The organism is Dryocola clanedunensis subsp. sulfonylureivorans (assembly GCF_016756775.1).
Taxonomy (GTDB): Bacteria; Pseudomonadota; Gammaproteobacteria; order Enterobacterales; family Enterobacteriaceae; genus Dryocola; species Dryocola clanedunensis.
This window is the reverse complement of record NZ_JAERMU010000004.1, coordinates 156,778-180,975: the sequence shown is the minus strand read 5'-3', so window position 1 is coordinate 180,975 and position 24,198 is coordinate 156,778. Positions and strand designations below refer to the sequence as shown.

17 protein-coding genes are annotated in these 24,198 nt (G+C 55.8%); 12 read left to right on the top strand and 5 right to left on the bottom strand.

The genetic code is table 11. The features are described 5' to 3' along the window. The first annotated feature begins 33 nt into the window (after positions 1–33). The 3 genes from HYQ67_RS05645 (at position 34) to ppnP (ending at position 1,555) form a co-directional block, all read left to right on the top strand. Positions 34–225, top strand: a complete 192-nt coding sequence (locus HYQ67_RS05645) for a YaiA family protein (RefSeq protein WP_202302206.1) — start codon at positions 34–36, stop codon at positions 223–225. 278 nt (positions 226–503) lie between these two features. Further along, on the top strand, positions 504–1,181 hold the full coding sequence (locus HYQ67_RS05640; RefSeq protein ID WP_202302204.1) for an AroM family protein: 678 nt from the start codon (positions 504–506) through the stop codon (positions 1,179–1,181). Positions 1,182–1,261: 80 nt separating this feature from the next. Further along, positions 1,262–1,555, top strand: a complete 294-nt coding sequence (gene ppnP, locus HYQ67_RS05635; RefSeq protein ID WP_202302202.1) for a pyrimidine/purine nucleoside phosphorylase — start codon at positions 1,262–1,264, stop codon at positions 1,553–1,555. A gap of 43 nt (positions 1,556–1,598) precedes the next feature. Here the strand turns inward: ppnP and rdgC are convergent, their stop codons facing one another. Beyond that, positions 1,599–2,510 carry a recombination-associated protein RdgC gene (rdgC, locus tag HYQ67_RS05630; RefSeq protein ID WP_202302200.1) on the bottom strand — a complete coding sequence of 304 codons (912 nt, stop codon included), beginning with the start codon at positions 2,508–2,510 and terminating at the stop codon, positions 1,599–1,601. Positions 2,511–2,636: 126 nt separating this feature from the next. Here rdgC and mak point away from each other — a divergent pair, with 126 nt between their 5' ends. Next, positions 2,637–3,548, top strand: a complete 912-nt coding sequence (mak, locus tag HYQ67_RS05625) for a fructokinase (protein WP_202302198.1) — start codon at positions 2,637–2,639, stop codon at positions 3,546–3,548. Between the two features lie 109 nt (positions 3,549–3,657). Here the strand turns inward: mak and sbcC are convergent, their stop codons facing one another. Together sbcC and sbcD are read right to left on the bottom strand one after the other, a co-directional pair. Continuing rightward, positions 3,658–6,813, bottom strand: a complete 3,156-nt coding sequence (gene sbcC, locus HYQ67_RS05620) for an exonuclease subunit SbcC (RefSeq protein ID WP_202302196.1) — start codon at positions 6,811–6,813, stop codon at positions 3,658–3,660. Continuing rightward, positions 6,810–8,027 carry an exonuclease subunit SbcD gene (sbcD, locus tag HYQ67_RS05615; protein ID WP_202302194.1) on the bottom strand — a complete coding sequence of 406 codons (1,218 nt, stop codon included), beginning with the start codon at positions 8,025–8,027 and terminating at the stop codon, positions 6,810–6,812. Before sbcD ends, sbcC begins: the two co-directional genes overlap by 4 nt. 327 nt (positions 8,028–8,354) lie before the next feature. On the opposite strand from sbcD, the gene phoB reads away from it, so the two are divergent. The 7 genes from phoB (at position 8,355) to HYQ67_RS05580 (ending at position 21,439) form a co-directional block, all read left to right on the top strand. Further along, positions 8,355–9,044: a phosphate response regulator transcription factor PhoB gene (phoB, locus tag HYQ67_RS05610; protein WP_202302192.1), complete on the top strand. Its 690-nt coding sequence runs from the start codon at positions 8,355–8,357 to the stop codon at positions 9,042–9,044. A 21-nt stretch (positions 9,045–9,065) separates the two neighbouring features. Further along, positions 9,066–10,355: a phosphate regulon sensor histidine kinase PhoR gene (gene phoR, locus HYQ67_RS05605; protein ID WP_202302190.1), complete on the top strand. Its 1,290-nt coding sequence runs from the start codon at positions 9,066–9,068 to the stop codon at positions 10,353–10,355. A 487-nt stretch (positions 10,356–10,842) separates the two neighbouring features. Next, the gene (gene brnQ / locus HYQ67_RS05600; protein WP_202302188.1) at positions 10,843–12,165 is read left to right on the top strand and encodes a branched-chain amino acid transporter carrier protein BrnQ; all 1,323 of its coding nucleotides are present in this window, start codon (positions 10,843–10,845) and stop codon (positions 12,163–12,165) included. Between the two features lie 70 nt (positions 12,166–12,235). Beyond that, positions 12,236–13,609 carry a proline-specific permease ProY gene (proY, locus tag HYQ67_RS05595; RefSeq protein ID WP_202302186.1) on the top strand — a complete coding sequence of 458 codons (1,374 nt, stop codon included), beginning with the start codon at positions 12,236–12,238 and terminating at the stop codon, positions 13,607–13,609. A 332-nt stretch (positions 13,610–13,941) separates the two neighbouring features. Continuing rightward, a complete protein-coding gene (locus tag HYQ67_RS05590; RefSeq protein WP_202302184.1) occupies positions 13,942–17,727 on the top strand; it encodes a S6 family peptidase in 3,786 nt (1,261 codons plus the stop codon). Positions 17,728–17,900: 173 nt separating this feature from the next. Next, the gene (gene malZ / locus HYQ67_RS05585; RefSeq protein WP_202302182.1) at positions 17,901–19,718 is read left to right on the top strand and encodes a maltodextrin glucosidase; all 1,818 of its coding nucleotides are present in this window, start codon (positions 17,901–17,903) and stop codon (positions 19,716–19,718) included. 218 nt (positions 19,719–19,936) lie between these two features. Beyond that, positions 19,937–21,439, top strand: a complete 1,503-nt coding sequence (locus HYQ67_RS05580) for a TrkH family potassium uptake protein (protein WP_202302180.1) — start codon at positions 19,937–19,939, stop codon at positions 21,437–21,439. Positions 21,440–21,557: 118 nt separating this feature from the next. Here HYQ67_RS05580 and HYQ67_RS05575 read toward each other — a convergent pair whose 3' ends face one another. Together HYQ67_RS05575 and acpH are read right to left on the bottom strand one after the other, a co-directional pair. Next, a complete protein-coding gene (locus HYQ67_RS05575) occupies positions 21,558–22,160 on the bottom strand; it encodes a peroxiredoxin C (protein ID WP_202302178.1) in 603 nt (200 codons plus the stop codon). Between the two features lie 201 nt (positions 22,161–22,361). Further along, positions 22,362–22,943 carry an ACP phosphodiesterase gene (gene acpH, locus HYQ67_RS05570; protein ID WP_202302176.1) on the bottom strand — a complete coding sequence of 194 codons (582 nt, stop codon included), beginning with the start codon at positions 22,941–22,943 and terminating at the stop codon, positions 22,362–22,364. A gap of 104 nt (positions 22,944–23,047) precedes the next feature. Here acpH and queA point away from each other — a divergent pair, with 104 nt between their 5' ends. Beyond that, complete coding sequence (gene queA / locus HYQ67_RS05565; RefSeq protein WP_202302174.1) at positions 23,048–24,118, top strand: tRNA preQ1(34) S-adenosylmethionine ribosyltransferase-isomerase QueA; 1,071 nt, start codon at positions 23,048–23,050, stop codon at positions 24,116–24,118. Positions 24,119–24,198 lie beyond the last annotated feature (80 nt).

The following is a 24,198-nucleotide window of genomic DNA, read 5'->3' as shown; positions in this document are numbered from 1 at the left end:
ACTCAAGGCTCATCCATGACCAAAGGAAGAGCAATGGCGAGCCAACCTCCCTATCCGCGTGAAGCACGAATTGTTGAAGTTGAGAAAGGGTCACAGACCGAAACGGTGACCTGGTATCAACTGCGAGCCGACCATCCTCATCCCGATACGCTAATTAGCGAGCACGAAAGCGAGCAAGAGGCCCTGGATGCTAAACGGCGCTACGAAGATCCGCAAAAGATGTAGTCAACCCGGGCAAGGAAGCCGAAATACCCGCAAGAAATATCCCAAAACTTCTCTCCCGTCTGGTTAATCACACTTTTTATCCCTTCTCTAAGTTAAATAATCATTACGATAATGTTATATGAAATAACAATGGTGTTTCGTTAAGGATTCCGGCGATGCTCGCGCGTTATGCTGCTACGCTTTGTGATTCATTGTTAAGCGACCCTGCGGCCAGCATCAAAAAGGGGATGGGTATCAGCGCAGCAAAGGGGCTGGTATAAATACAGGCGGAACGAAGCATGAAACCAGCATTGGCCATTCTTACTATCGGTGTAGTTCCCGTCAGTGAAATTCTGCCGCTATTGACCGAACATATTTCAGCCGACCAAATCAAACATGTCACCCTGCTTGGGAACATGACTCGTGAAGAGGTGCTGGCCGAATACGGCGCGGTGCCGGGTGAGCAAGAACTCCACGCGCTGTTGGCCGATCGGACCATTATCAACATCAGCAGGCAGAAGATTGAACAGGCGCTGCAAGGTATTCTCACGATCCTTGATAAACAGGATTACGATGTCATCCTGCTGATGAGCTCGCAGCGATTCACCGGGCTTACCGTCCATAACAGTATGCTGCTTGAGCCTGAACGCATTATTCCACCGCTGATCGCCTCCATCGTGGATGGTCACCAGCTCGGTATTATTCTGCCCATTCCCGAGCTGCTGAGCGACCAACATAAAAAATGGCAGCTGCTGGAGAAGCCCCCGCTGTTTGAGCTGGCGAATCCGGTGCACGGTACGGACGATGATTTGATCTTCGCTGGACATAAGCTGATTGCTGGCGGTGTCGATGTGGTGGTGCTCGACTGCCTTGGCTATCACCAGAAGCATCGCGATCTGCTGCAAAAAGCGCTTGATATTCCGGTCATATTATCAAACGTGCTGTTAGCTCGCCTGACTTCGGAACTGCTCGCCTGACGGCGGAAAACAATTTGCGTGACAGGCTCCAGGGTTGCCCTCTATATTGGTTTTTTGCACAATTTTAAAAGGGCCTGTCTATGCTACAAAGTAATGAGTACTTCTCCGGCAAAGTGAAATCCATTGGTTTTACCAGCAGCAGCACGGGTCGCGCGAGCGTTGGCGTCATGGCGGAAGGGGAATACACCTTCGGCACAGCTGAACCCGAAGAGATGACCGTCGTCAGCGGTGCGCTGCATGTGTTACTGCCAGGGGAAATTGAGTGGAAAACCTATGCGGCGGGCGAGGTGTTTAACGTGCCGGGCCACAGCGAATTTCATCTGCAGGTCGCTGAACCCACTTCTTATCTTTGCCGTTATCTGGCTGATAAGTAATTAGCTTTGGCGGGTCAGCATTGCGCTACCCGCCACCTTCGCTTTACTTCTGAGCTTCTCCGCCCAGCGCTTCCACCAGATTTTTAATCAGCGCGGCCAGTTCGCCGGTCATCAGAATAAAATCGGCGTCAAAGCGTGCGCCAAAATCTTCGCGGTCGATATCTTCATTCTGATCACGCAGCGTATCGGCGAACTTAAGACGCTTGATAGAACCATCGTCTGCGACCATCAGCTGAATACGCTCCTGCCAGTCCAGCGCCAGTTTGGTGACCACTTTCCCGGCTTCGATGTGGGTGGCGATTTCGTCGCACACCAGATCCTGCTGCTTACAGCGGATCACGCCGCCACCTTCAAGGATCGCTTTCAGCTCGGCTTCGTCCATCAGCGCGAAACCGGCAGGCAGATCGCCCGAACGAACCCATTCGGTCAGCGTCAGTTCGATAGGGGTTTCCAGCGCCAGTGGCACAACCGGCAGCGAACCCAGGCTCTTACGCAGCAGGGCCAGCGTATCTTCCGCTTTCTTGGCGCTGGCGCAGTCCACCATGATCAGCCCGTTAACGGTGTCGATCCACATCATTGTCTGGCTGAAACGGCTGAAGGCGCGCGGCAGCAGGGAGTGCAACACTTCATCCTTCAGCGAATCTTTCTCGGTTTTCTTGAGCTTGCGACCCTGATCCGCTTCCAGCTTGCTGATTTTCGCTTCCAGCGCCTGCTTAATCACCGGCGATGGCAGAATTTTTTCTTCTTTGCGGGCGCAAATCACAATCTGCCCGTTATTGGCGTGGGTTAATGCATCACTGTGCGAGCCCATCGGCGGCACCCAGCCGGTTTTTGCCATATCCTGGCTACCGCAAGGGCTGAACGTGAAGGCGGCCAACTGTTTTTCCATCTCATCCGCGCTAAGCGTGATGTCGCGGCTTAAACGGTAAACCATTAAATTTTTGAACCACAGCATGATTTTTTCCCGGTCAGGTCAGTGAAACGCAGCGGGCATGATAGCGAATCAGGCGTTCGGTTTCATTGCCTTTACGGCCCCCGACTTCTACTCTGTTGATAAAGCTCATCAAATGAGGAATTTTCTGTGCGTATAGGTATCGATTTAGGCGGCACTAAAACGGAAGTGATTGCGCTGGGTGACGAGGGCGAGCAGCTTTTTCGCCACCGTTTGCCGACGCCAAAAGATGATTATCAGCAGACCATCGCGACCATTGCCGAACTGGTGCGGCTGGCAGAAGAGGCTACGGGGCAGCGCGGCACGGTAGGGTTGGGCATTCCCGGCTCGATCTCGCCTTATACCCGAGTCGTGAAAAACGCCAACTCCACCTGGCTTAACGGCCAGCCGTTTGATAAAAACCTGTCGGAGGCTCTTAAACGGGAAGTTCGTCTGGCAAACGACGCGAACTGTCTGGCCGTTTCCGAAGCGACAGACGGTGCGGCGGCAGGGGCCGGCATTGTGTTTGCGGTGATTATCGGCACCGGCTGCGGGGCAGGTATTGCCATCAACGGGCGCAGCCTGATTGGCGGCAACGGCACGGCGGGCGAGTGGGGGCATAACCCGCTGCCGTGGATGGATGAAGATGAGTTGCGCCACCGCGAAGAGGTGCCGTGCTACTGCGGCAAACAGGGCTGCATCGAAACCTTTATTTCCGGCACCGGCTTTGCGACCGACTACCAGCGCCTGAGCGGTAAAAAGCTTAAGGGCAACGAGATTATGCACCTTGCCGAACAGCAGGATCCGGTGGCGGAGCTGGCTATCAGCCGCTATGAAATGCGCCTGGCAAAATCGCTCGCGCACATTGTGAATATCCTCGACCCGGACGTTATCGTGCTGGGCGGCGGAATGAGCAACGTGGAGCGTTTGTATAAAACGGTGCCGCAGCTGGTGAAGCCGTGGGTATTTGGCGGCGAGTTCGAAACGCCGATCCGCAAAGCGGTTCACGGTGATTCCAGCGGCGTGCGCGGCGCGGCCTGGCTGTGGCCCGCAGAGAAATAACAAGCGATGAGCGGTGGATGACGCTGCCGCTTATCCACCCTACGGTTTCCTGCCCCTATGCGAGGCGTTAGTAGGTCGGATAAGCGCAGCGTCATCCGACACTCTCAGATCATCCTACGGAAAACGCCTTCGCTAACCGGCTCACCCCTAATCCGTTGATCTTCTTCACCCGAATCTGCACCGGGATGCGCTCTTTCATCGCCTCCACGTGGCTAATAACGCCTATCGTTTTGCCGCTGGCGTTCAACGTATCCAGCGCGTCCAGCGCCGTATCTAACGTTTCTGCATCCAGCGTGCCGAAGCCTTCGTCGAGGAACAGCGAGTCAATGCGGGTTTTGTGGCTGACCAGATCTGAGAGCGCCAGCGCAAGGGCCAGGCTCACCAGGAAACTTTCGCCGCCGGAGAGGGTGCGGGTGTCGCGCACCGCGTCCGCCTGCCAGGTATCGACAACCTGTAGCTCCAGCGCCTCGCTGTCTTTGCGCTGTAAAAGATAGCGCCCGTGCAGGCGGTTGAGCTGGGTATTCGCCAGCCACACCAGGTTATCCAGCGTCAGTCCCTGGGCAAATTTGCGGAATTTATCGCCTTCTTTAGAACCTATCAGCGCGTTGAGATAGCCCCAGTCCTCGGCCTGCTCTTCACACGCCTTTATCTCGGCCATCAGCGCCTGCTGGCGAATACGGTTTTCCGCATCATGACGCAGCTGCTGCTGGATCTGCCCCTGCTGAGTCGTGTTATCACGCAGACGTTGAGTCAGCTCCGTAAGCTGCTGCTGGAGCAGCGGCAGTTCGGCATCCGCTGCCAGCTGTTGCGGGCGGGCTTGCTGATGCTGGGCCAGCGCGGTTTCCGCCTGCTGGCACAGCACGCTCTGCTGCTGCTGCTGACGTTCAAGCTGCTGCTTGAGTTGTTCCAGCTCGCTGCGCACCGTGTCGTCCAGCAGGGCGTTCTGGAAATCGGCTTCGTCGCTGAACGGGCTGGCGGCCAGCACGGCATGAAATTGTTCTCTGGCGTTGAGCCATTCGGCCTCACCCTGCTTGCTTTGCTCCTGCAATAGCCTGAGCTGGCCGTCCAGGGTACTGCACTCATTGTGCAGCGCCTGCCAGTCATTCAGCGCCCCGTCTTGCTCGCTCTCTGCCAGGGCTGGCGGCGTCGATCCATCGTCGATGAGGGTCGCCAGCAGATTTTCCAGCGTCGTAAGCTGCAGGCGAAGCTGCGGAAGCTTCTCATTGTGCTGCTGCCAAAGCAGTGATTCCTGCTGACGTGCTGCCAGCCACGCCTGCTCTTCTCCGATGGCCGGATGGGTAAGCCCGGCCTGCTCCAGAGCGGTTTGTAAGGCAACTCGCTGGTTGGTTAGTTCTGCCGCCGCAGAGTCATAGTGCTGCCTGTCTTTTTGCAGCTGCTCTTCCAGCGCCAGGCGTTCATGCAGCTGGCGAAGCTGCTGTTCGCGCTGCTCTTGTTCTTCCAGCCAGCCGCTGATGTCGTACTGCGGCGTAAGGGCGATTTGCAGCTCGGCGCAGCGCTGCTGCCAGCGGGCGGCAACGGTGGATAACTCTTCTGTGAGCGAGATCCCAGCGGCAACCAGCTTTTCACGCTGCTGCCGCTGGCTGTCCAGCTGGCCCTTCAGGGCAAAACCCTGCTCCCTGAGTTTTTCGACCTCGAGCTTTAACACCGCCAGGCGCTGCTGGTTTTCTCCCGGCTGAATGGCCTGATAGTCGGTCACGGCAGGGTGCAGGGTGGAACCGCATAATGGACACGGCGAGTCCGGCTGCAAACGCGAGCGCTCTGCTTCCAGGCTCTGGATAATTCTTTCCCGCTCGACCAGTTTTTCCAGATCGCTTTCGTGCTGGCGTTTATCTTTGTACTGTTGGCGCTTTTTAGTCAGCGCCGAGTCTTTTTCGGCAACCTGCTTATCCAGCTCGACCAGCTCCCGCTGCTGTTCCTGCTGCCGTTTATCCAGTGCGGCAAACTGGGGCTGAAGCGCGGCCAGCTGCTGGCGGCCCGGGCGCTGGCCGGTGAGCTGTTGTAAATGAGTGCTCACTTCTTCCTGACTGAGGGTCAGGCCGGACGCCGGGAAGGCGGCGAGTTTTTGTTGAACAGCCTGCATGGCCTGCTGCAGCTGCGCGATCTGCTTCTCATCTTTAGCCTGCTGGGCAAAGGCCATTCGCCAGCCCGCAATCTCCGAACCCCAGAGGCGATAGCGGTCGTGCGCGGCCAGCCACTCCTGCACCTGCTGGCTTTCCGCCTGTAACGTTTGCGCCTTTTGAGCGGCGAGCAGCCGGGTTTGCTGGCGGCGAGTGGTGCTGTGCTGTAAGCGAGCATTCACATTCGCGGCCTGTGCGGCGACGGCCTGCTGCGCCTGCTGGCGCTCCTGCAGGCGCTGCCAGTGCGGGCGCAGCTTTTCAGCGGGCAGCGAGCGCGTCAGTTTTTCAAGGCGCGGCGCTGCCTCCAGCAGGGCTTTATCCGCCGTCTCCAGCGCCTGCTTTGTTCGCAGCTGGTCGCCGGTCAGCTGCGCAAGCTGGCTCAGCCACTGCTGGCTTTGCGTGAGCTGGCGCTGTTCATCCAGCAGGTTTTTTTCGGCAAGAGTGAGCGCCTGCAAACTCTCTGAGAGCTGCTGCTGCTGTTCTTCGCTGAGCAGCGCCACGCCCGCGGCCTGGACGTGGAGATTTTCCAGGCGGCTTTTGATTTGCTTATGGTTTTCAAACACGGCGGCAGAGACCGTGCCGTAAATCTCCGTGCCGGTCAGCTCTTCGAGCAGCGAGGCGCGGTCGTTAGCGTCGGCATTTAAGAACGCCGCAAACTGCCCCTGCGAAAGCATCATCGAGCGGGTAAAACGGTCGTAATCCAGCCCGGTGAGCCTGGCTATCGCATCGAGCTTATCTTTGATTTTATCGGCAACGATTTTGCCCGTTTCGATTTCCGCCAGCTCCACGCGCGGAACCTGAAGATTGCCGTCCGCCGAGTTACGCGCCCGGTTCTGACTCCAGAAAGCGCGGTAGCCCACGCCTTTCACTTCGAACTCAACTTCTGCCAGACATTCGGCGGTGTCGCGGGTCATCAGGTCGTTCTGCGACTGGGAAACCGTGCTAAGGCGCGGAGTTTTGTGGTAAAGCGCGAGGCAGATCGCATCCAGCAGCGTGGTTTTTCCAGCGCCGGTCGGGCCGGTTATCGCAAACAGCCCGTTGCTGGCGAATGGCTCCTGGGTGAAATCGATTTTCCACTCGCCTTTCAGCGAGTTGAGGTTTTTTAAACGCAGGCTGAGGATTTTCATGCTTTTTCCTCCGCATCGTGCAGGCTGGAAACGGTCTGGGCAAAAAGCGTTCGCAGGCGCTGTCCACGCTCTTCGGTCGTCTCTTCCTGGGCCAGTCGGCGCTCAAAAACTTCTTCCACGGTCAGCTCGCTCAAGGTTTCTTTATGCTGATTAGCAATCACGCGTTCGCGCTGTTCCCGGCTGCGGCGCAGTAACACGACTTCTACCGGCAGGCTGTCGGTTAGCTGCTGGATATGGCGCTGGGAGTCGTGCAGGTATTCATCGGTGGCGATTTCGATATCCAGCCAGACCTTCGGCTCGGCCGGTGCATCCCGCCACTGCTCAAGCTGCTTTTCAATCTCACCCAGCGAGCCTTTAATAACCGCCAGCGGTTGGCTGACCGGAACAGGCAGGGCGGTGACATCATGCAGAGCACCGTCCGCAAACTCCACCAGATAAACGCTTTTCGCTTTGCCGGTTTCATCAAAACTCAGCGGGATGGGCGAGCCGCTGTAGCGGATGTGCTCCGTGCCGCCAATCAGCTGCGCGCGATGTATATGGCCAAGGGCAATATAGTCGGCGGGCGGGAAATTCTGCGCCGGGAAGGCATCCAGCGTACCAATATAGATGTCGCGCACCGCGTCGGTTTTGGTGACGCCGACGGTGGTCAGGTGTCCGGTGGCGATAATTGGCAGCTGCTGTTCGCCGCGAGCGATGACGGCTGCGGCATGGCATTGCTGGTAATGCTCCGTGATTGCTTCCATTAATGAGCGCTGTTTTTCGTGTCCGCTGAGGCCCGCCTGGCTACTCTGGATATCACGCGGGCGTAAAAATGGGATAGGACAGAGGATAGCGCCAGGCGTGCCGTCTTTCTTTTTCAGGAGCAGCGTTTGCTGGCTGGCATCGTGGCGGGCGCTGGCAATCACGCTGGTGTTCAGACAGGCCAGCAGCTCGCGGGATTCGTTGAGGGTAGCAACGGAGTCATGATTACCGGCGAGCACCACTAGCTGGCAGCCGGTGGCCTGGAGCTGAACGACAAAACGGTTGTAGAGTTCGCGGGCGTAGCTCGGCGGCGAGCCGGTATCAAAAATATCCCCGGCAACGATTATCGCATCCACGCTCTGCTCAACCGCCGTGCTCAGCAGCCAGTCAAGAAAAGCCTGATGTTCCGGCCCGCGGCTTTTGGTATAAAAATTCTGACCGAGGTGCCAGTCCGATGTGTGGATAATGCGCATAACCCGTCCCGTGGCAAAAAAAGCGTGGGGGGATTATAAAGGCAGTCGACCCGAAGGGCACTTGCGGGTGTCATAATTCAACGCAATGAGTCACGCGGCCGTCATTTTTTTCATAAATCTGTCATAAATCTGACGCATACTGGCGCACAAATTAGTGAGCAGACCGATGACAAAGCTGAAACGAGTGAGAGTCGACAATGTCTTACTCAAAAAATAACAAGGAAAATCAATTTATTGATTTTCGGCTGATAGCAACAAAGCAGGAAAAACCACGCTTTTTCCTTCTTTGTCAGGAATCTAAATGGCATTGTTTAAACAGGGCAAATCATGGCGAAGCGTATTTTAGTCGTAGAAGATGAAGCTCCAATCCGTGAGATGGTGAGCTTCGTGCTCGAACAAAACGGTTTTCAGCCAGTTGAAGCAGAAGATTATGACAGCGCGGTGAACCTGCTTATCGAGCCGTTCCCCGATCTCATTTTATTAGACTGGATGCTGCCTGGCGGCTCTGGCATTCAGTTTATCAAACACCTTAAGCGCGAGGCTTTAACACGCGAAATCCCAGTGATGATGCTGACCGCGCGCGGTGAAGAAGAAGATCGCGTGCGCGGGCTGGAGGTGGGCGCAGATGATTACATCACCAAGCCGTTCTCTCCGAAAGAGCTGGTTGCCCGGATTAAAGCGGTGATGCGCCGCATCTCGCCGATGGCGGTCGAAGAGGTGATTGAGATGCAGGGGCTGAGCCTCGACCCGTCTTCACACCGCGTAATGACCGGTGAAAATCCGCTGGATATGGGGCCTACCGAATTCAAATTACTGCACTTTTTTATGACTCACCCGGAACGCGTCTACAGCCGCGAACAGCTGCTGAACCACGTCTGGGGCACCAATGTTTACGTTGAAGATCGCACGGTTGATGTGCATATCCGCCGCCTGCGTAAAGCGCTGGAATTGACCGGACACGACCGCATGGTACAAACGGTACGCGGCACGGGCTATCGTTTTTCGACCCGTTTTTAGTTTCCTTCAGGAGTGTGACGCGTGCTGGAACGGTTGTCATGGAAAAGGCTGGTGCTGGAGCTGCTGCTCTGCTGCATACCGGCGGCGATTCTCGGGCTGATTTTCGGCCATCTCCACTGGTTTTTGCTGGCGGCGGTCACCGCGCTGCTGGCGTGGCATTTCTGGAATTTACTCCGCCTGTCGTGGTGGCTGTGGGTTGACCGCAGCATGACGCCCCCGCCGGGCCGCGGCAGCTGGGAGCCTTTGCTGTACGGGCTGCACCAGATGCAGCTGCGTAACAAAAAGCGCCGCAAAGAGCTGGGAAACCTGATCAAGCGCTTTCGCAGCGGAGCGGAATCGCTGCCTGATGCGGTGGTGCTGACCACGGAAGAGGGGACGATTTTCTGGTGTAACGGCCTGGCACAGCAGCTGCTGGGGCTGCGCTGGCCGGACGATAACGGTCAGAACATCCTTAACCTGCTGCGCTACCCGGAGTTTACCCGTTATCTCGGTAATAAAGAGTTCTCCCGCCCGCTGACGCTGGTTCTGAACAACGGACGTCATCTTGAGTTTCGCGTTATGCCCTACAGCGATGAGCAGTGGCTGATGGTGGCGCGGGACGTCACGCAAATGCACCAGCTCGAAGGTGCCCGCCGCAACTTCTTTGCCAACGTCAGCCATGAATTACGCACGCCGCTCACCGTTTTGCAGGGCTATCTTGAAATGATGCAGGACGAGGGGCTGGAAGGACCGCTGAAAGATAAGGCGCTGAGCACCATGCGTGAGCAGACGTCGCGCATGGAAGGGCTGGTCAGGCAGCTGCTGACGCTGTCGCGCATCGAAGCCGCCCCGGCGATGGTGCTCAACGAGAAGATAGACGTGCCGCTGATGCTGCGGGTGGTGGAGCGGGAAGCCCAGACGCTGAGCCAGCAGAGACAGATTTTGCAGTTTAATATCGATCCGGCGCTGCGGGTCTTCGGCAACGAGGAGCAGCTGCGCAGCGCGATTTCTAATCTGGTGTATAACGCGGTGAACCATACCCCGGAAGGTACGCATATCACCGTCAGCTGGGAGAAAACTCCGCTCGGCGCGAAGTTCAGCGTAATGGACAACGGACCGGGGATTTCGGCGGAGCATATCCCACGTCTTACCGAGCGTTTCTACCGGGTGGATAAAGCCCGCTCAAGGCAAACGGGCGGCAGCGGGTTAGGGCTTGCGATAGTGAAGCATGCGCTCAGCCACCACGACACGCGCCTGGATATCGAAAGTCAACCAGGGCGCGGCACGAGCTTTTCGTTTGTGCTGCCTGAACGGCTGATTGTGCCAGAGTAGACATTTAGAAATGTCGGATGGCGCTTGCGTACGCAGGGGGTTGTAGGGTGGATAAGCGATAGCGCCATCCACCGATGGCGCACAATTATTAACCAAATTCGTCAACTTCCCTTTCCATCTGCCGCTTACAGGCTATTTTTACGCCTTTCGTTAACTGCTTTTGCTCGTCTGGCGATTATTTGACCGCATGATGCGCCACCATCCTTTCTGTTAAATGAATTTATTCACTGCTTTTATTCTTAATATAAGAATATCAAACTACTTTTCCGATCCCTTCTTGTCTTCATACGCTATAAGCGATTTAATTACGCCCCGGTGTTAGCATTACGACTGCAATTGCGTGGTAATTCGACTAACTATTCTTCGCCACCGTAAGGGATCAGTATTTTCCGCTGTTGATACCGATTAACACCGCTTTTTTGCCATCATGGACGGCAAAAAATTTGAATACTTTCAACACCACACATCCACAGGCTGCAACTATCTTATGACCCATCAATTAAAATCTCGCGACATCATCGCACTGGGCTTTATGACCTTTGCGCTGTTCGTTGGCGCGGGCAACATTATCTTCCCTCCTATGGTTGGCTTACAGGCCGGTGAACACGTCTGGATGGCGTCGTTTGGCTTCCTGGTGACCGCCGTGGGCCTGCCGGTGCTGACCATTGTTGCTATCGCCCGTGTGGGTGGTGGTATCGATAGTTTAAGCTCACCGATTGGCCGCCGTGCTGGCGTTCTGCTGGCAACCATCTGCTATCTGGCCGTTGGCCCGCTGTTTGCCACGCCGCGTACCGCGACCGTCTCTTTCGAGGTGGGTATCGCGCCGCTGACCGGGGCCGGTGAGCTGCCGCTGTTTATCTACAGCGTTATCTATTTCGCGATGGTTATCGGCATCTCTCTGTACCCAGGCAAGCTGCTGGATACCGTCGGGCACGTGCTGGCTCCGGTGAAAATCGTTGCGCTGCTGGTGCTGGCTGCGGGAGCGCTTCTTTGGCCTGCTGGTGGTATCAGTACCGCGACCGAAGCTTACCAGAACGCCGCGTTTTCTAACGGCTTCGTCAACGGCTACTTGACGATGGATACCCTGGCCTCGCTGGTGTTCGGCATCGTGATTGTTAACGCCGCGCGTTCCCGCGGCGTGACCGAATCCCGCCTGCTGACGCGCTACACCATCTGGGCTGGTTTGATTGCCGGGGTCGGTCTGACGCTGATTTATCTGGCGCTGTTCCGCCTGGGGTCCGACAGCGCGACGCTGGTTGCCGACCAGAACGCCAACGGCGCGGCGATTTTGCACGCCTACGTGGCTCATACCTTCGGTGGCGCGGGCAGCTTCTTCCTGGCAGCGCTGATTTTCCTGGCCTGTATGGTTACCGCAGTTGGCCTGACCTGCGCCTGCGCAGAGTTCTTCAGCCAGTATCTGCCGCTCTCTTACCGTGCGCTGGTGTTTATTCTCGGCCTGTTCTCTATGGTGGTTTCTAACCTTGGCCTGAGCCACCTGATTCAGGTGTCTATTCCAGTGCTGACCGCTATTTATCCACCGTGTATCGCACTTGTTGTGCTGAGCTTCACCCGTCCGTGGTGGCATAATTCGACGCGCGTTATCGCACCGGCGATGCTCATCAGCACAATGTTTGGTATTATTGACGGCATCAAGGCTTCGGCCATCAGTGATATGCTGCCGGCGTGGACTGCACGTCTGCCGCTGTCAGAGCAGGGCCTGGCGTGGGTATTACCGACCGTGGCGATGGTGGTCATCGCCGTGGTGTGGGATCGGGCAGCAGGACGGCAAGTGACCTCCAGCGCCCACTAAGAAAATTGTTTGTTGTTTAACCACGGGGCTGCGCTCCGTGGTTTTTTATTTGTTGAGAGTGGTTGTGACGATGGAAAACAAGAACAAGCTCAAGCGCGGCTTGAGTACCCGACACATACGCTTTATGGCGTTGGGGTCGGCGATTGGTACGGGGCTGTTTTACGGCTCGGCCGACGCGATTAAAATGGCGGGGCCGAGCGTCCTGCTGGCCTATATTATCGGCGGCGTGGCGGCGTATATCATCATGCGCGCGCTGGGCGAAATGTCCGTTCATAATCCCGCTGCAAGCTCCTTTTCCCGTTACGCCCAGGACAACCTCGGGCCGCTGGCAGGCTACATCACCGGCTGGACCTACTGCTTTGAGATCCTGATTGTCGCCATCGCGGACGTCACCGCGTTCGGCATTTACATGGGCGTCTGGTTCCCCGCCGTGCCGCACTGGGTGTGGGTGCTCAGCGTGGTGCTGATCATCTGCTCCATCAACCTGATGAGCGTAAAGGTGTTCGGCGAGCTGGAGTTCTGGTTCTCGTTCTTCAAAGTCGCCACCATTATCATCATGATTGCGGCCGGTATCGGCATTATCGTGTGGGGAATAGGTAACGGCGGCCAGGCGACGGGGATCCATAACCTGTGGACCAACGGCGGCTTCTTCAGCAATGGCTGGATAGGCATGATTATGTCGCTGCAGATGGTGATGTTCGCCTACGGCGGCATCGAAATCATCGGTATTACGGCGGGCGAAGCGAAAGATCCGCAGAAGTCGATTCCGCGCGCTATCAACTCCGTCCCGCTGCGTATTCTGGTGTTCTATGTGGGCACGCTGTTTGTCATCATGTCTATCTACCCGTGGAACCAGGTCGGCACCTCCGGCAGCCCGTTCGTGCTCACTTTCCAGCATATGGGCATTACCATCGCGGCAGGCATTCTGAACTTTGTGGTGATCACCGCTTCCCTTTCGGCGATTAACAGCGACGTGTTCGGCGTGGGCCGCATGCTGCACGGCATGGCAGAGCAGGGCAGCGCACCGAAAGTGTTCGCTAAAACCTCCCGCAACGGCATTCCTTACGTCACCGTGCTGGTGATGAGCCTGGCCATGTTGCTGGCGGTCTACCTCAACTACATCATGCCGGAGAACGTTTTCCTGGTGATTGCTTCGCTTGCGACCTTCGCCACCGTGTGGGTGTGGATTATGATCCTGCTCTCGCAGATTGCCTTCCGCCGCAGGCTGTCGAAAGAAGAAGCCAAAGAGCTGAAGTTCCCGGTGCCAGGCGGCGTGGCGACCACGGTTGTCGGGCTGGTGTTCCTGGTGTTTATCATCGCGCTGATAGGCTGGCATCCGGATACCCGCATTTCGCTATACGTAGGCTGCGGCTGGATTGTGCTGCTGCTGATCGGCTGGATCTTTAAGCAGCGGCGTAGCGCGGCGATTGCTGAAAGTAATTAAATATGGATGAGGTTTATCTGGTAGCGTTTTGTTTTCAGGTAAACCTTTTATATTCTTTAATAATTTTTTCTCATATTAATTTCCCTTCCTGTACACCCTTATTTTAATAATCAGCTAAAGCATTAATTCGTTATTGATTAATATTATTTATCAATAAAGCCTGGCGCTAATCTGATTTTAAAAGTAAGAGGCCGCTTTCAAATATTTGTATGCTACATTCCCAGCGGATTCATTAGATGCAAGTGGCACGGAGTCCTTGCGCATAGAGCCTTTATGTCTCTGGTTTAGGGAAGAACAATATGCAATTCAGGAAGAGCTTAATAGCTACTTTAGTGCTACTTATTTTATCAGAAAACACGCAGGCGGCGCTGGTACGTGATGATATCGCCGTGCAAACTTATCGTGATTTTGGTGAAAATCGCGGCGCCTACAAAGCAGGTGCTACCAACGTTCCCGTATATCGTGCAGACGGTACTCTCAGCGGCGTCATTGCTAATGTCCCAGATTTTAGTGCCAGCGTAGACGGTGGCTTTTCGACATTGATTGACCCTGGAGCGACGGTAACAGCAAAGCATGTTTCTTATAACGATAATATTTCGTTTGGCAAGCGTTATCAGCAGCTAGATGCAACCTTATTTAGTGGTGCAGAAAATGCCAGCAGCTACACCTTAATGAATGAGGTGACCAAACGCGCCTATGATGTCAGTGCGAATATTGATTATAAACTTACTCGTGATAGAACACTTATAACAGACGCTGCTCCTGCAGAGTTGTTTACTGATATAAGTCAGGCCGTTCCAGGCTTATTAGTCGCCCGTGTTGGTGGTGGGTATATGTCGACTGCAAATCCTGACGGCTCGTCAAGTACTAATTATCAAAGCCTGTGGACGCTGGCGGGCGGTTTAAGCTCTCTTATAGGCTATACAGATATTGGCGTTGGTAAGAGGATATCTATTGATTTAAAAAGAAATCCGGTAACACCCCTTGACGTAGGAACCGTGCAAGGCGATAGCGGTAGCGGCATGTGGGGCTGGGACACTGTCTCTCAAAGCTGGAAGTTTCTGGCAGTCGACTCGACTGGTACAGGGAGTGGCTATGGTAAACGAAGCTATTATATTACGGCTCCAGGGTGGACGCAGGAGATTTTAGAAAGTTTCAACGATGCAGCCATTGATACCGGGCACTCCACCGATGTTATCCATGTAGGCAGCCAGGACGCCGTAAGCGGCGAAGGTGATTTCACATTAAACGGCGAGACAATTCGTTACCACGGTATCCGCACCGATATTGCAGAAAGCGAGCTGGCAAGAGCGGATTTTGAAACCAATAAAAACCTCATTTTCGGCGGTGCGGGCGGTGTAATAGAGCTTGATGGCGCGAATCTGAATATGGGGGCTGGTTCGCTGACCTTTAATGCCGATTACACCCTGACCGACGGCGGTGACGCCAGCCGTCGTTTGAACAGCGCGGGTTACATTATTAACGAGGGCGCGACGCTGCTTAGCACTATCACCGGTAGTCTCGGTGACACGTGGCGCAAACTGGGGGCGGGAACTCTGGTTGTTGCCGGACAGGGGGATAACCATGCCGGGCTGAACGTTGGCGATGGATTGACCATCCTTCAACGTGAGGGCGGACATGCCGCCGAGACAATACATATAGGCAGCGGCCGCGCCGTTGTGCGCCTGGGAGCAGATCACCAGCTCGACGGAACGCAGGTTGGATTTGGTAACCAGGGCGGTATCCTCGATCTTTACGGCCAGTCGCTCAGCTGGGCAGATATCATCCACATGGATAACGGCGCCACCATCGCGGCCAGTAAGGCTGGCAAACAATCGACGTTTACCTTTACTGGCAGCGGGCCGAAGACGTATCTGGGCAACTTTTTCGATGGTGGCTCTCTGGATAAGGGCTTGCTGCACCTCGTCTATGCGCCCGAGCTGCAAAACTCGTCCTGGACGCTGAAAGGGAATATCGATACCCGCGGCGGCATGGAGATTAACAACGGCAAGGTTGCCGTGCAGGGGGCTTCCACTCTCCATGCCGCAGGCTATGTTGATCCTACTGAATTTGAACAAGCCACGTTTGACCTTGGCGACAGCCTGGTCCAGCTTCGGGCAGGCCAGTTTGCGGTTGGCCGTAATGCTATTGCTCGTGGGCAGTTCGTGCTGGATGACAACTCATCAATCGTGCTCAGTTCCGCAGGAGCGCTGGCGAGCAGCGAACAAGGGATCCTGGAGGGCGCGTACCTTGATGGCAGCGTTGATCTTCAGGGGGCCAATTCAACCGTGCAGGCGAATGCCGACGAAGGCTTTTTGGTGAAAATTAACGCCAGCCTGCGCGGCATGGGAAGACTTATCAAAAATGGTCTGGGGTCTCTGCTGCTGAGCGGGGAAAACGATCTGCAGGGCGGCATGGACATTAACGCCGGTTCGCTTACGCTTAGCAACCGTGCGGTAGCGGCAGGCGGAGACATTCGCCTGAACGGCGGCGATCTTGCGTTCAATAATGACCTGGACGCGGACTACAACGCTGTGCTCAGCGGTAGCGCAGGCCATGTTACGAAGCTGGGAAGCGGTCGGCTGACCTTTAACCGCAACAATACCTTTAACCAGACCGTTTTGGTGGATGAAGGCACGCTGGAAATCGGTGACAGCCTGCATCAGGATGCGGGCCTGGCCGGGGACGTTGCCGTCAACGCTGGCGCGACTTTACGTGGTTACGGCTCGCTTGGCGGCAGTCTCTTTAACAGCGGAGCGGTGCGTCCGGCAGGGGCCGGCAGCAGCCTGCGCATTGCCGGCAACTACCAGCAGTCACCTGACGCGCAGTTATTGATTGATGTTGATCCGCTGGCAGGTGCTTCAGGCCTTGAAATTGCGGGGAGTGCGCAATTAGCTGGTGGTCTGCAGACAATCTTTGCCCCCGGCACCTATCGCTCCCGCTCTTACAATATTCTTACCGCGCAGCAGGGCGTAAGCGGTGAGTTTGCCAGCGTGACGAAAAACGGCGCTGACGAGCTTGCCCAGAGCATCACTTATGATGCCAACAGTGTGCTGCTGACTACCACCGGCGGCTATGTTGACCCCGTTACCCCGACTAATCCAGACGATCCCCTTCCTCCTGCGCCGGAAATAGTTGTGCGTCCTGGCAATCTTCCTGCTTACGATCCGCAGCTTCTGGCCATTGGCCTTCAGGAGCCGCATCGCCGGAGCCGGGACCAGGTTGACTGGTCAGCGACAGCGGATGCAGAGCCTAAGACGTGCAGTAACTGGGCGGATTGCGGCAACCATGACACCATGTGGGTGACGCCGTATTACAGCAACGGCAGCGGCAGCAATAGTCTGAGCGCGAAAATCAAAGGCATTTCGGTAGGCGGATATCTGGAAAGAGGTAACAGCCGGTTTGGTGCGGCGGCGGATTACGCCGACTTCGATCTTAACGCGGTCGGATCTTCAGCCTCCGCGGACCGTTACGCGGTTTCACTTTTTGCCTCGCAAAAGCTGAGCGATACGGTGCTGACGGGGTCGCTGGGGTACACCCATTCTCCGAGCGACATCACCCGCCAGGTAAGCAGCAATGGTCTGGCTTTGGGCGAAGGAAAAAGCAGGGTTAAGGCCAACGCCCTGTCGGCCGGGGTGAGTGCCAGCTGGCCGCTGTCCGTGGCTGGAATGCAGATTGTTCCGCAGGTTGGTATTGATAGTCTGAATGTTTATTACGCCAGCTTTGATGAGTCGATGTCGGCAAACAGCCAGCAGTTTGCATCAATGATAGGCAATATGAAGGTGCATGGCGCATCGAACCGCTATGACAGCCTGCAGCCCAACGTCGGCGTCAAAGCCTCTCGCCCGTTTGATATTGCAGGTACGGCGGTAACACCGAACCTGAATCTGACCTGGCGACATGAGCTGATGAACAACAATGACAGCAACGTTTACAGCAACGACGGCACGATGTTTACGGTAGAGAGCGATACGCTCGGCCGGGATATTATGGAGTACGGTGCCGGCGTTAAGGTGGACATTACCCCGTCGCTGAGTGCCAGCCTGAATGGCAAAGGTCAGTATCAGAAAGGCTATCATTCGCTGGAAGGTTTAATAGACGTGCGTTATCAGTTCTGATTGCAGTCCTTAGAGACAGAGAAAGCCACAGGGGTAACCTGCGGCTTTTTTTTTGCGCTATGGTTAACTTTCTCCGCCCCCACTTTCCTCCCCCAAATTAACTGAGAATGAGGAGTGCCCCGGCCTGCGGCTGTGGCAAGGTGGCGTCAAATTTACGACTCGGGGAAGTGATTATGTTGAATGCCTGGCACCTTCCGGTTGCCCCATTCGTTCAGACACGCAACGACAAGCTGTATGTCACCCTCTGGCTTGCCGGAGACGAGCAGCCATCGCGCGTGGTGTTGCGCTGTGAAAAAGATAATGAAGAAACCTCGGTCACCATGACGCGCCAGAAAAAAGCGCCTTACGACGGCGTGGTGGCCTGGAGCGGGGCTATCGATCTGACCAGCGGCCAGCCGCGTCGCCGCTACAGCTTTAAGCTCCTGTGGCTCGATCGCCAGCGCTGGTTCACGCCGCAGGGATTCGCTCAGATACCTCCGGCTCGCCTTGAGCAGTTTGCTTTTGACGCGCCGGATGAGGGGCCGCAGTGGGTGCAGGATCAGGTTTTTTATCAGATTTTCCCGGATCGTTTTGCCCGCAGCCAGCCGCGTAAAGATGGGCAGGATCAGATTTACTATCATCACGCCGCAAAACGAGAAATCATCCTGCGCGACTGGGATGAGCCGCTGACGGGCGAGGCGGGCGGATCGACGTTTTACGGCGGCGATCTGGACGGTATCAGCGAAAAGCTGCCGTACCTCAAAAAGCTCGGCGTCACGGCGCTGTATCTCAACCCGGTGTTCACCGCACCTAGCGTGCATAAATATGATACGCAGGATTATCGCCACGTGGACGCGCAGTTCGGGGGCGACCATGCGCTGCTCCGGCTGCGCAAAAACACGCAACAACAGGGGATGCGCCTGGTGCTGGACGGCGTGTTCAACCACAGCGGCGACACGCATCCGTGGTTCGACCGTCATCAGGCTGACGAGGCCGGGGCATGCAACAATCCGCACTCGCCGTGGCGGGATTTCTATAGCTTCTCCGAGGAGGGGCGGGCGCTGGACTGGCTGGGCTATTCAAGCCTGCCGAAGCTCGACTACCGTTCGGAGTCGCTGGTGGACGAAATCTACCAGGGTGAGGACAGCGTGGTGCGTCACTGGCTGCGTGAACCCTGGGGCATGGATGGCTGGCGGCTCGACGTGGTGCATATGTTGGGCGAAGAGGGCGGCGCGAAAAACAATCTGCTGCACGTCACCGGTATTACCAAAGCCGCGAAGGAAACCAGAGCGGACGCCTATATCCTTGGTGAGCATTTCGGTGACGCGCGCCAGTGGCTGCAGGTGGATGCTGAAGATGCCGCGATGAACTACCGGGGCTTTACGTTCCCGGTATGGGGGTTTCTCGCCAACACCGATATCTCCTGCGATCCGCAGCATATTGATGCGCAAACCTGCATGACGTGGATGAACGAATATCGCGCCAGCCTCTCGCACCAGCAGCAGCTGCGCATGTTTAACCAGCTCGACAGCCACGATACCGCGCGCTTCAAGTCGGTTCTCGGCAAAGACGTTGCGCGTTTACCGCTGGCCGTGGTCTGGCTGTACTGCTGGCCGGGCGTGCCTTGTGTTTATTACGGGGACGAGGTGGGGCTGGACGGTCATAACGATCCGTTCTGCCGCAAGCCGTTCCCGTGGCACAAACGCGATCAGGATCTGGCGTTGCTGGCCCTGTATCAGCGATTAGGCAAATTGCGTCGTCAGAGCAGGGCGCTGCGCCAGGGGGGATGCAAGGTCGTATACGCTGAAGGCGATATCGCGGTGTTCGTCCGAGTTTACCAGAACGAACGTGTGCTGGTGGCGATTAACCGGGGCGAAGCGACGAAGCTCACCTTGCCGTGGAGCCCGCTGCTGGAGGATAAAACCTGGTCGCAGCTGGAAGGGGAGGCGGTGTTTAATGAGCGGGAAATGACGCTGCCAGCGGTTTGTATGGCCGTGTGGCGCAGTATGTAAGGGGGGCCGCACTAACCGGCTCTGTTTAAACCTCTTTGGACCGGAGGCGACTAAGCCTCCGGCCGATTGTATTTATTATTAACAGTTTTAAAGCTTTATCGTACCGAATGATAAAAGACGCCGTTTCGCAGTTTTGTTAAAGTTACGCCCCATAAACATTAAGGTGAATTACACTTCACTCTACTGTTAGTATCATTTTCCCGGAAAAACCGGGGGTTATGACCGGTTGTGTCAAGGGGTTTGCATTGGATCGGCGGAAAACACTGGTTTTGCCACGGCTTACGGTCATCATCCACCTGTGTGGATTTTTGGTGTTTTTGTACAGCCTCTCTATGCTGCCGCCGATGGTGGTGGCGCTGGTCAACAAAGAGCGCAGCATGTTTGCGTTTTTAACCACCTTTGTGGTTTTCGCCTCTCTCGGCGGTGCCAGCTGGGCGATGACGCGACGCAGTAATATCCAGCTCAAAACTCGCGACGGGTTCGTTATCATCGTTCTGTTCTGGCTGCTGTTTTCCCTGATAAGCGCGCTGCCTTTCTGGCTGAATGCCGATGTCCATATGCCCTTTGCCGACGCGTTGTTTGAAGGCGTGTCGGGTATCACCACGACCGGGGCGACGGTGCTTAACGACGTCAGCGATATTCCCCGCTCGATGCTCTATTACCGGGCGCAGCTCAATTTCATTGGTGGCTTAGGCGTTATCGTTCTGGCGGTGGCCGTGCTGCCGCTGCTGGGCATTGGCGGCATGAAGCTTTATCAGTCGGAGATGCCGGGGCCGTTCAAAGAAGAGCGTTTAACGCCGCGGCTGGCCGATACCTCAAAGAGCCTCTGGTTTACCTATATGCTGCTTGGCCTGCTGTGTACCGTGAGCTTCCGCGCGGCGGGGATGCAGTGGTTTGATGCGCTTTGCCACGGGCTGTCGACGGTTTCTCTGGGCGGTTTTTCTACCCGCAACGAGAGCATCGGCTATTTCGACAGTAACGCCATTGAGATGGTGGCCGGCATATTTTCACTGCTATCGGCGGTGAATTTTACCCTCTATTTCGTCGCCCTGAGCAAATGGAGCCTGAAGCCGTTTCGTAAGAATGCCGAGCTGAAGTTCTTTTTATTGATCGTGGCGATTATCGCGCTGATCACCACGCTTGAGGTCTACCGAGCGGGAATGTACAACCTGCCGGATTCGTTTGTTCACGCGTTCTTCCTCACCAGTTCGATGATGACCGATAACGGCCTGTCGACCGGGGATTACGCCAGCTGGCCGTCGCACACCATTACTTTGCTGCTCAGCGCCAGCTTCTTTGGCGGCTGCGTGGGATCGACCTGCGGGGGGATCAAGGCGCTGCGTGTGCTGATTTTGTTTAAGCAAAGCCGCCACGAGCTGCACCAGCTGGCCCATCCAAGAGCGCTGTACAGCATTAAAGTGGGTGGGTCGCTGATCAACGACCGCGTCGTGCGCTCGGTCGGCAGCTTCTTCTTCCTGTACGCCGCCTGCACTTTTTTCTTCATCTGGGCGCTGAATCTGATGGGCTACGACCTGCTCACCTCTTATGCTTCCGTCGCGGCCTGTATCAATAACATGGGGCTGGGCTTTGGCGAGACGGCGCAGGGGTTTGGTACGCTAAGCGACGGAGCGAAATATCTGCTGTGTTCCGCGATGCTGCTGGGGCGTCTGGAGATTTATCCGGTAATAATTTTGCTGTCACGGGTGTTCTGGCGGGCGTAAAAGTTGGTGGATATTTTGGTGGATGGCGCTGGCGCTTATCCACCCTACGCCTGAGCATCCAGACGACAAAAACAAAAAAGGCCGCTTTCGCGGCCTTTCGTACAAAAACGTTTAGCGATTACAGCTTAGCAACGTTTTCGCTCAGGTATTTAGCAACGCCGTCCGGAGACGCGTTCATGCCTTCTTTCCCTTTTTCCCACTGAGCCGGGCACACTTCGCCGTGCTCTTCGTGGAACTGCAGCGCGTCAACCATGCGCAGCATTTCGTCGATATTACGGCCCAGCGGCAGGTCGTTAACAACCTGGTGGCGCACGATACCGGCTTTGTCGATCAGGAAGGAGCCGCGCAGTGCAACGCCAGCTTCCGGGTGTTCGATGCCGTAAGCTTTCTGGATTTCACGCTTAACGTCAGCAACCATTGCGTATTTCACTTCACCGATGCCGCCGTTGTCGACAGGGGTTTTACGCCATGCGTTGTGAACGAACTCGGAGTCAAAAGAAACACCAACGACTTCTACGCCACGTTTCTGGAATTCTTCGTAACGCTTGTCGAACGCGATCAGTTCAGACGGGCAGACGAAGGTGAAATCCATTGGCCAGAAGAACACGACGGTTGGTTTACCGTTGGTGTGTGCTTTGAAGTTGAAGTTGTCAACGATTTCGCCACTGCCAAGTACGGCAGCTGCGGTAAAATCTGGGGCTGGACGAGTAACCAGGACCATATGTACTCCTGTTAATTTTGTTAAAGTGAGTGTTAACGCAACGGGGGGGAGTATAGGGTTTGCGCTCCCTGCAACTCAAGCGTGCTGCGCCGATTAATCAGATAGGATTTGCCTATCAAAAAACGAAGATTTCCACAGCAGCCATCCAAAATAGCCCTTTTTTGTAAAAGGGCAAGAAGTTAATCCCCGCCTTGAGACGGTTTACAAACTTTTTTGTGCCGCCAGTTCCATCATACGCGGGTAGAAATGCCAGAAAAGGGCTTCCAGTGCTTCATAGTGGGTATCCAGGTCCTGCCAGGAGGCTCGCAAAGCATCCAGTCTTGGTCTACGCGACGCCATGCCGTTGAGAACGTTCGCGATAAACGCCATGTCGCCGTAGCGCTCCATCCAGCGCTCGTCCCAGAGATAGTTATTAAGGTTGATAAAGCGCGGCGGGGTGTCGGCCAGGTGCGGGACGATGTGCGAGCGCGCATGGGCGATAAAATCGACCAGCTCGATATCAGGATTCAGCTTCGACCAATGGCGCGAAACGAAATGGTCCCACATCACGTCTAACGTAATGGGCGAGACGCGGCGCGTTTCAGGGCGGAACCACGTTTTCGCCAGCGTCACTTCCGGCAGCCTGTCGGTCAACACATCTACCCGCCGATGCATATATATCCCCGCCACGATATCAGACGGGAAGCTGTCATCTGGATTGCCGCGGACAAAATCCGCCAGCAGGTTGCCGAGCAGCGAACTTTCCGCAAGGCTGGCGAGATGTAAATGGGCGAGGAAATTCATAAGTTTCTTTATCCGTATTGAGCTTTATGACGGCATATTGGTTGCCAGGAGCGGCCCCTGGCACTAGACTGTACCGCCACTTTTTAAGTCTGAGTTTTTAAGCCATGCGTGTTGCCGATTTCTCCTTCGAACTGCCAGAATCCCTGATTGCCCACTATCCGCAGGCAAGCCGCAGCGCCTGCCGTTTGCTGTCGCTCGACGGGCCGACAGGGGAGTTAACGCATGGCACTTTCACCGATTTGCTCGATAAGCTCAACCCCGGCGATCTGCTGGTCTTTAATAATACCCGCGTGATCCCCGCCCGTCTGTTTGGCCGTAAAGCCAGCGGCGGCAAGATTGAGGTGCTGGTCGAGCGGGTGCTGGACGACAAGCGCATTCTGGCGCATATCCGCGCTTCTAAAGCCCCGAAGCCGGGCGCTGAGCTACTGCTGGGCGATGATGAAAGCGTACACGCCACCATGGTTGCGCGCCACGATGCCCTGTTCGAAGTGGAGTTTAACGACGAGCGCAGCGTGCTGGATATTCTTAACAGCATTGGCCATATGCCGCTGCCGCCGTATATCGATCGTCCGGATGAAGACGCAGACCGAGAGCTTTATCAGACCGTTTACAGCCAGAAGCCGGGTGCGGTTGCTGCCCCGACTGCCGGTCTGCATTTCGATGAGCCGCTGCTGGAAGCGCTGCGTAATAAAGGCATCGAACAGGCGTTTGTGACGCTGCACGTTGGCGCGGGGACGTTCCAGCCGGTGCGCGTGGACAGCATTGAAGACCACATCATGCATTCCGAATATGCGGAAGTGCCGCAGGAAGTTGTCGATGCCGTGCTGGCCTGTAAAGCGCGCGGCAATCGCGTTATTGCCGTGGGCACCACGTCCGTTCGTTCGCTGGAGAGCGCCGCGCAGGCGGCAAAAAACGATCTGATTGAGCCGTTCTTCGGCGATACGCAAATCTTTATCTACCCGGGATACCAGTACAACGTCATCGATGCGCTGGTGACCAACTTCCACCTGCCTGAATCCACGCTTATCATGCTGGTGTCCGCCTTTGCAGGCTATAAACACACCATGAATGCCTATCAGGCGGCTGTAAATTCCGAATATCGCTTTTTTAGTTACGGTGATGCGATGTATATCACGTACAATCCACAGGCGATTAACGAGCGCCCAGGCGCTTAGCAAGAAATTCTGCGCCGTCCGGTCAACCGGGCGGCGTTTTTGTCTTAATCATCAGACTGTTTCTCTGATGCTGGAGGAAA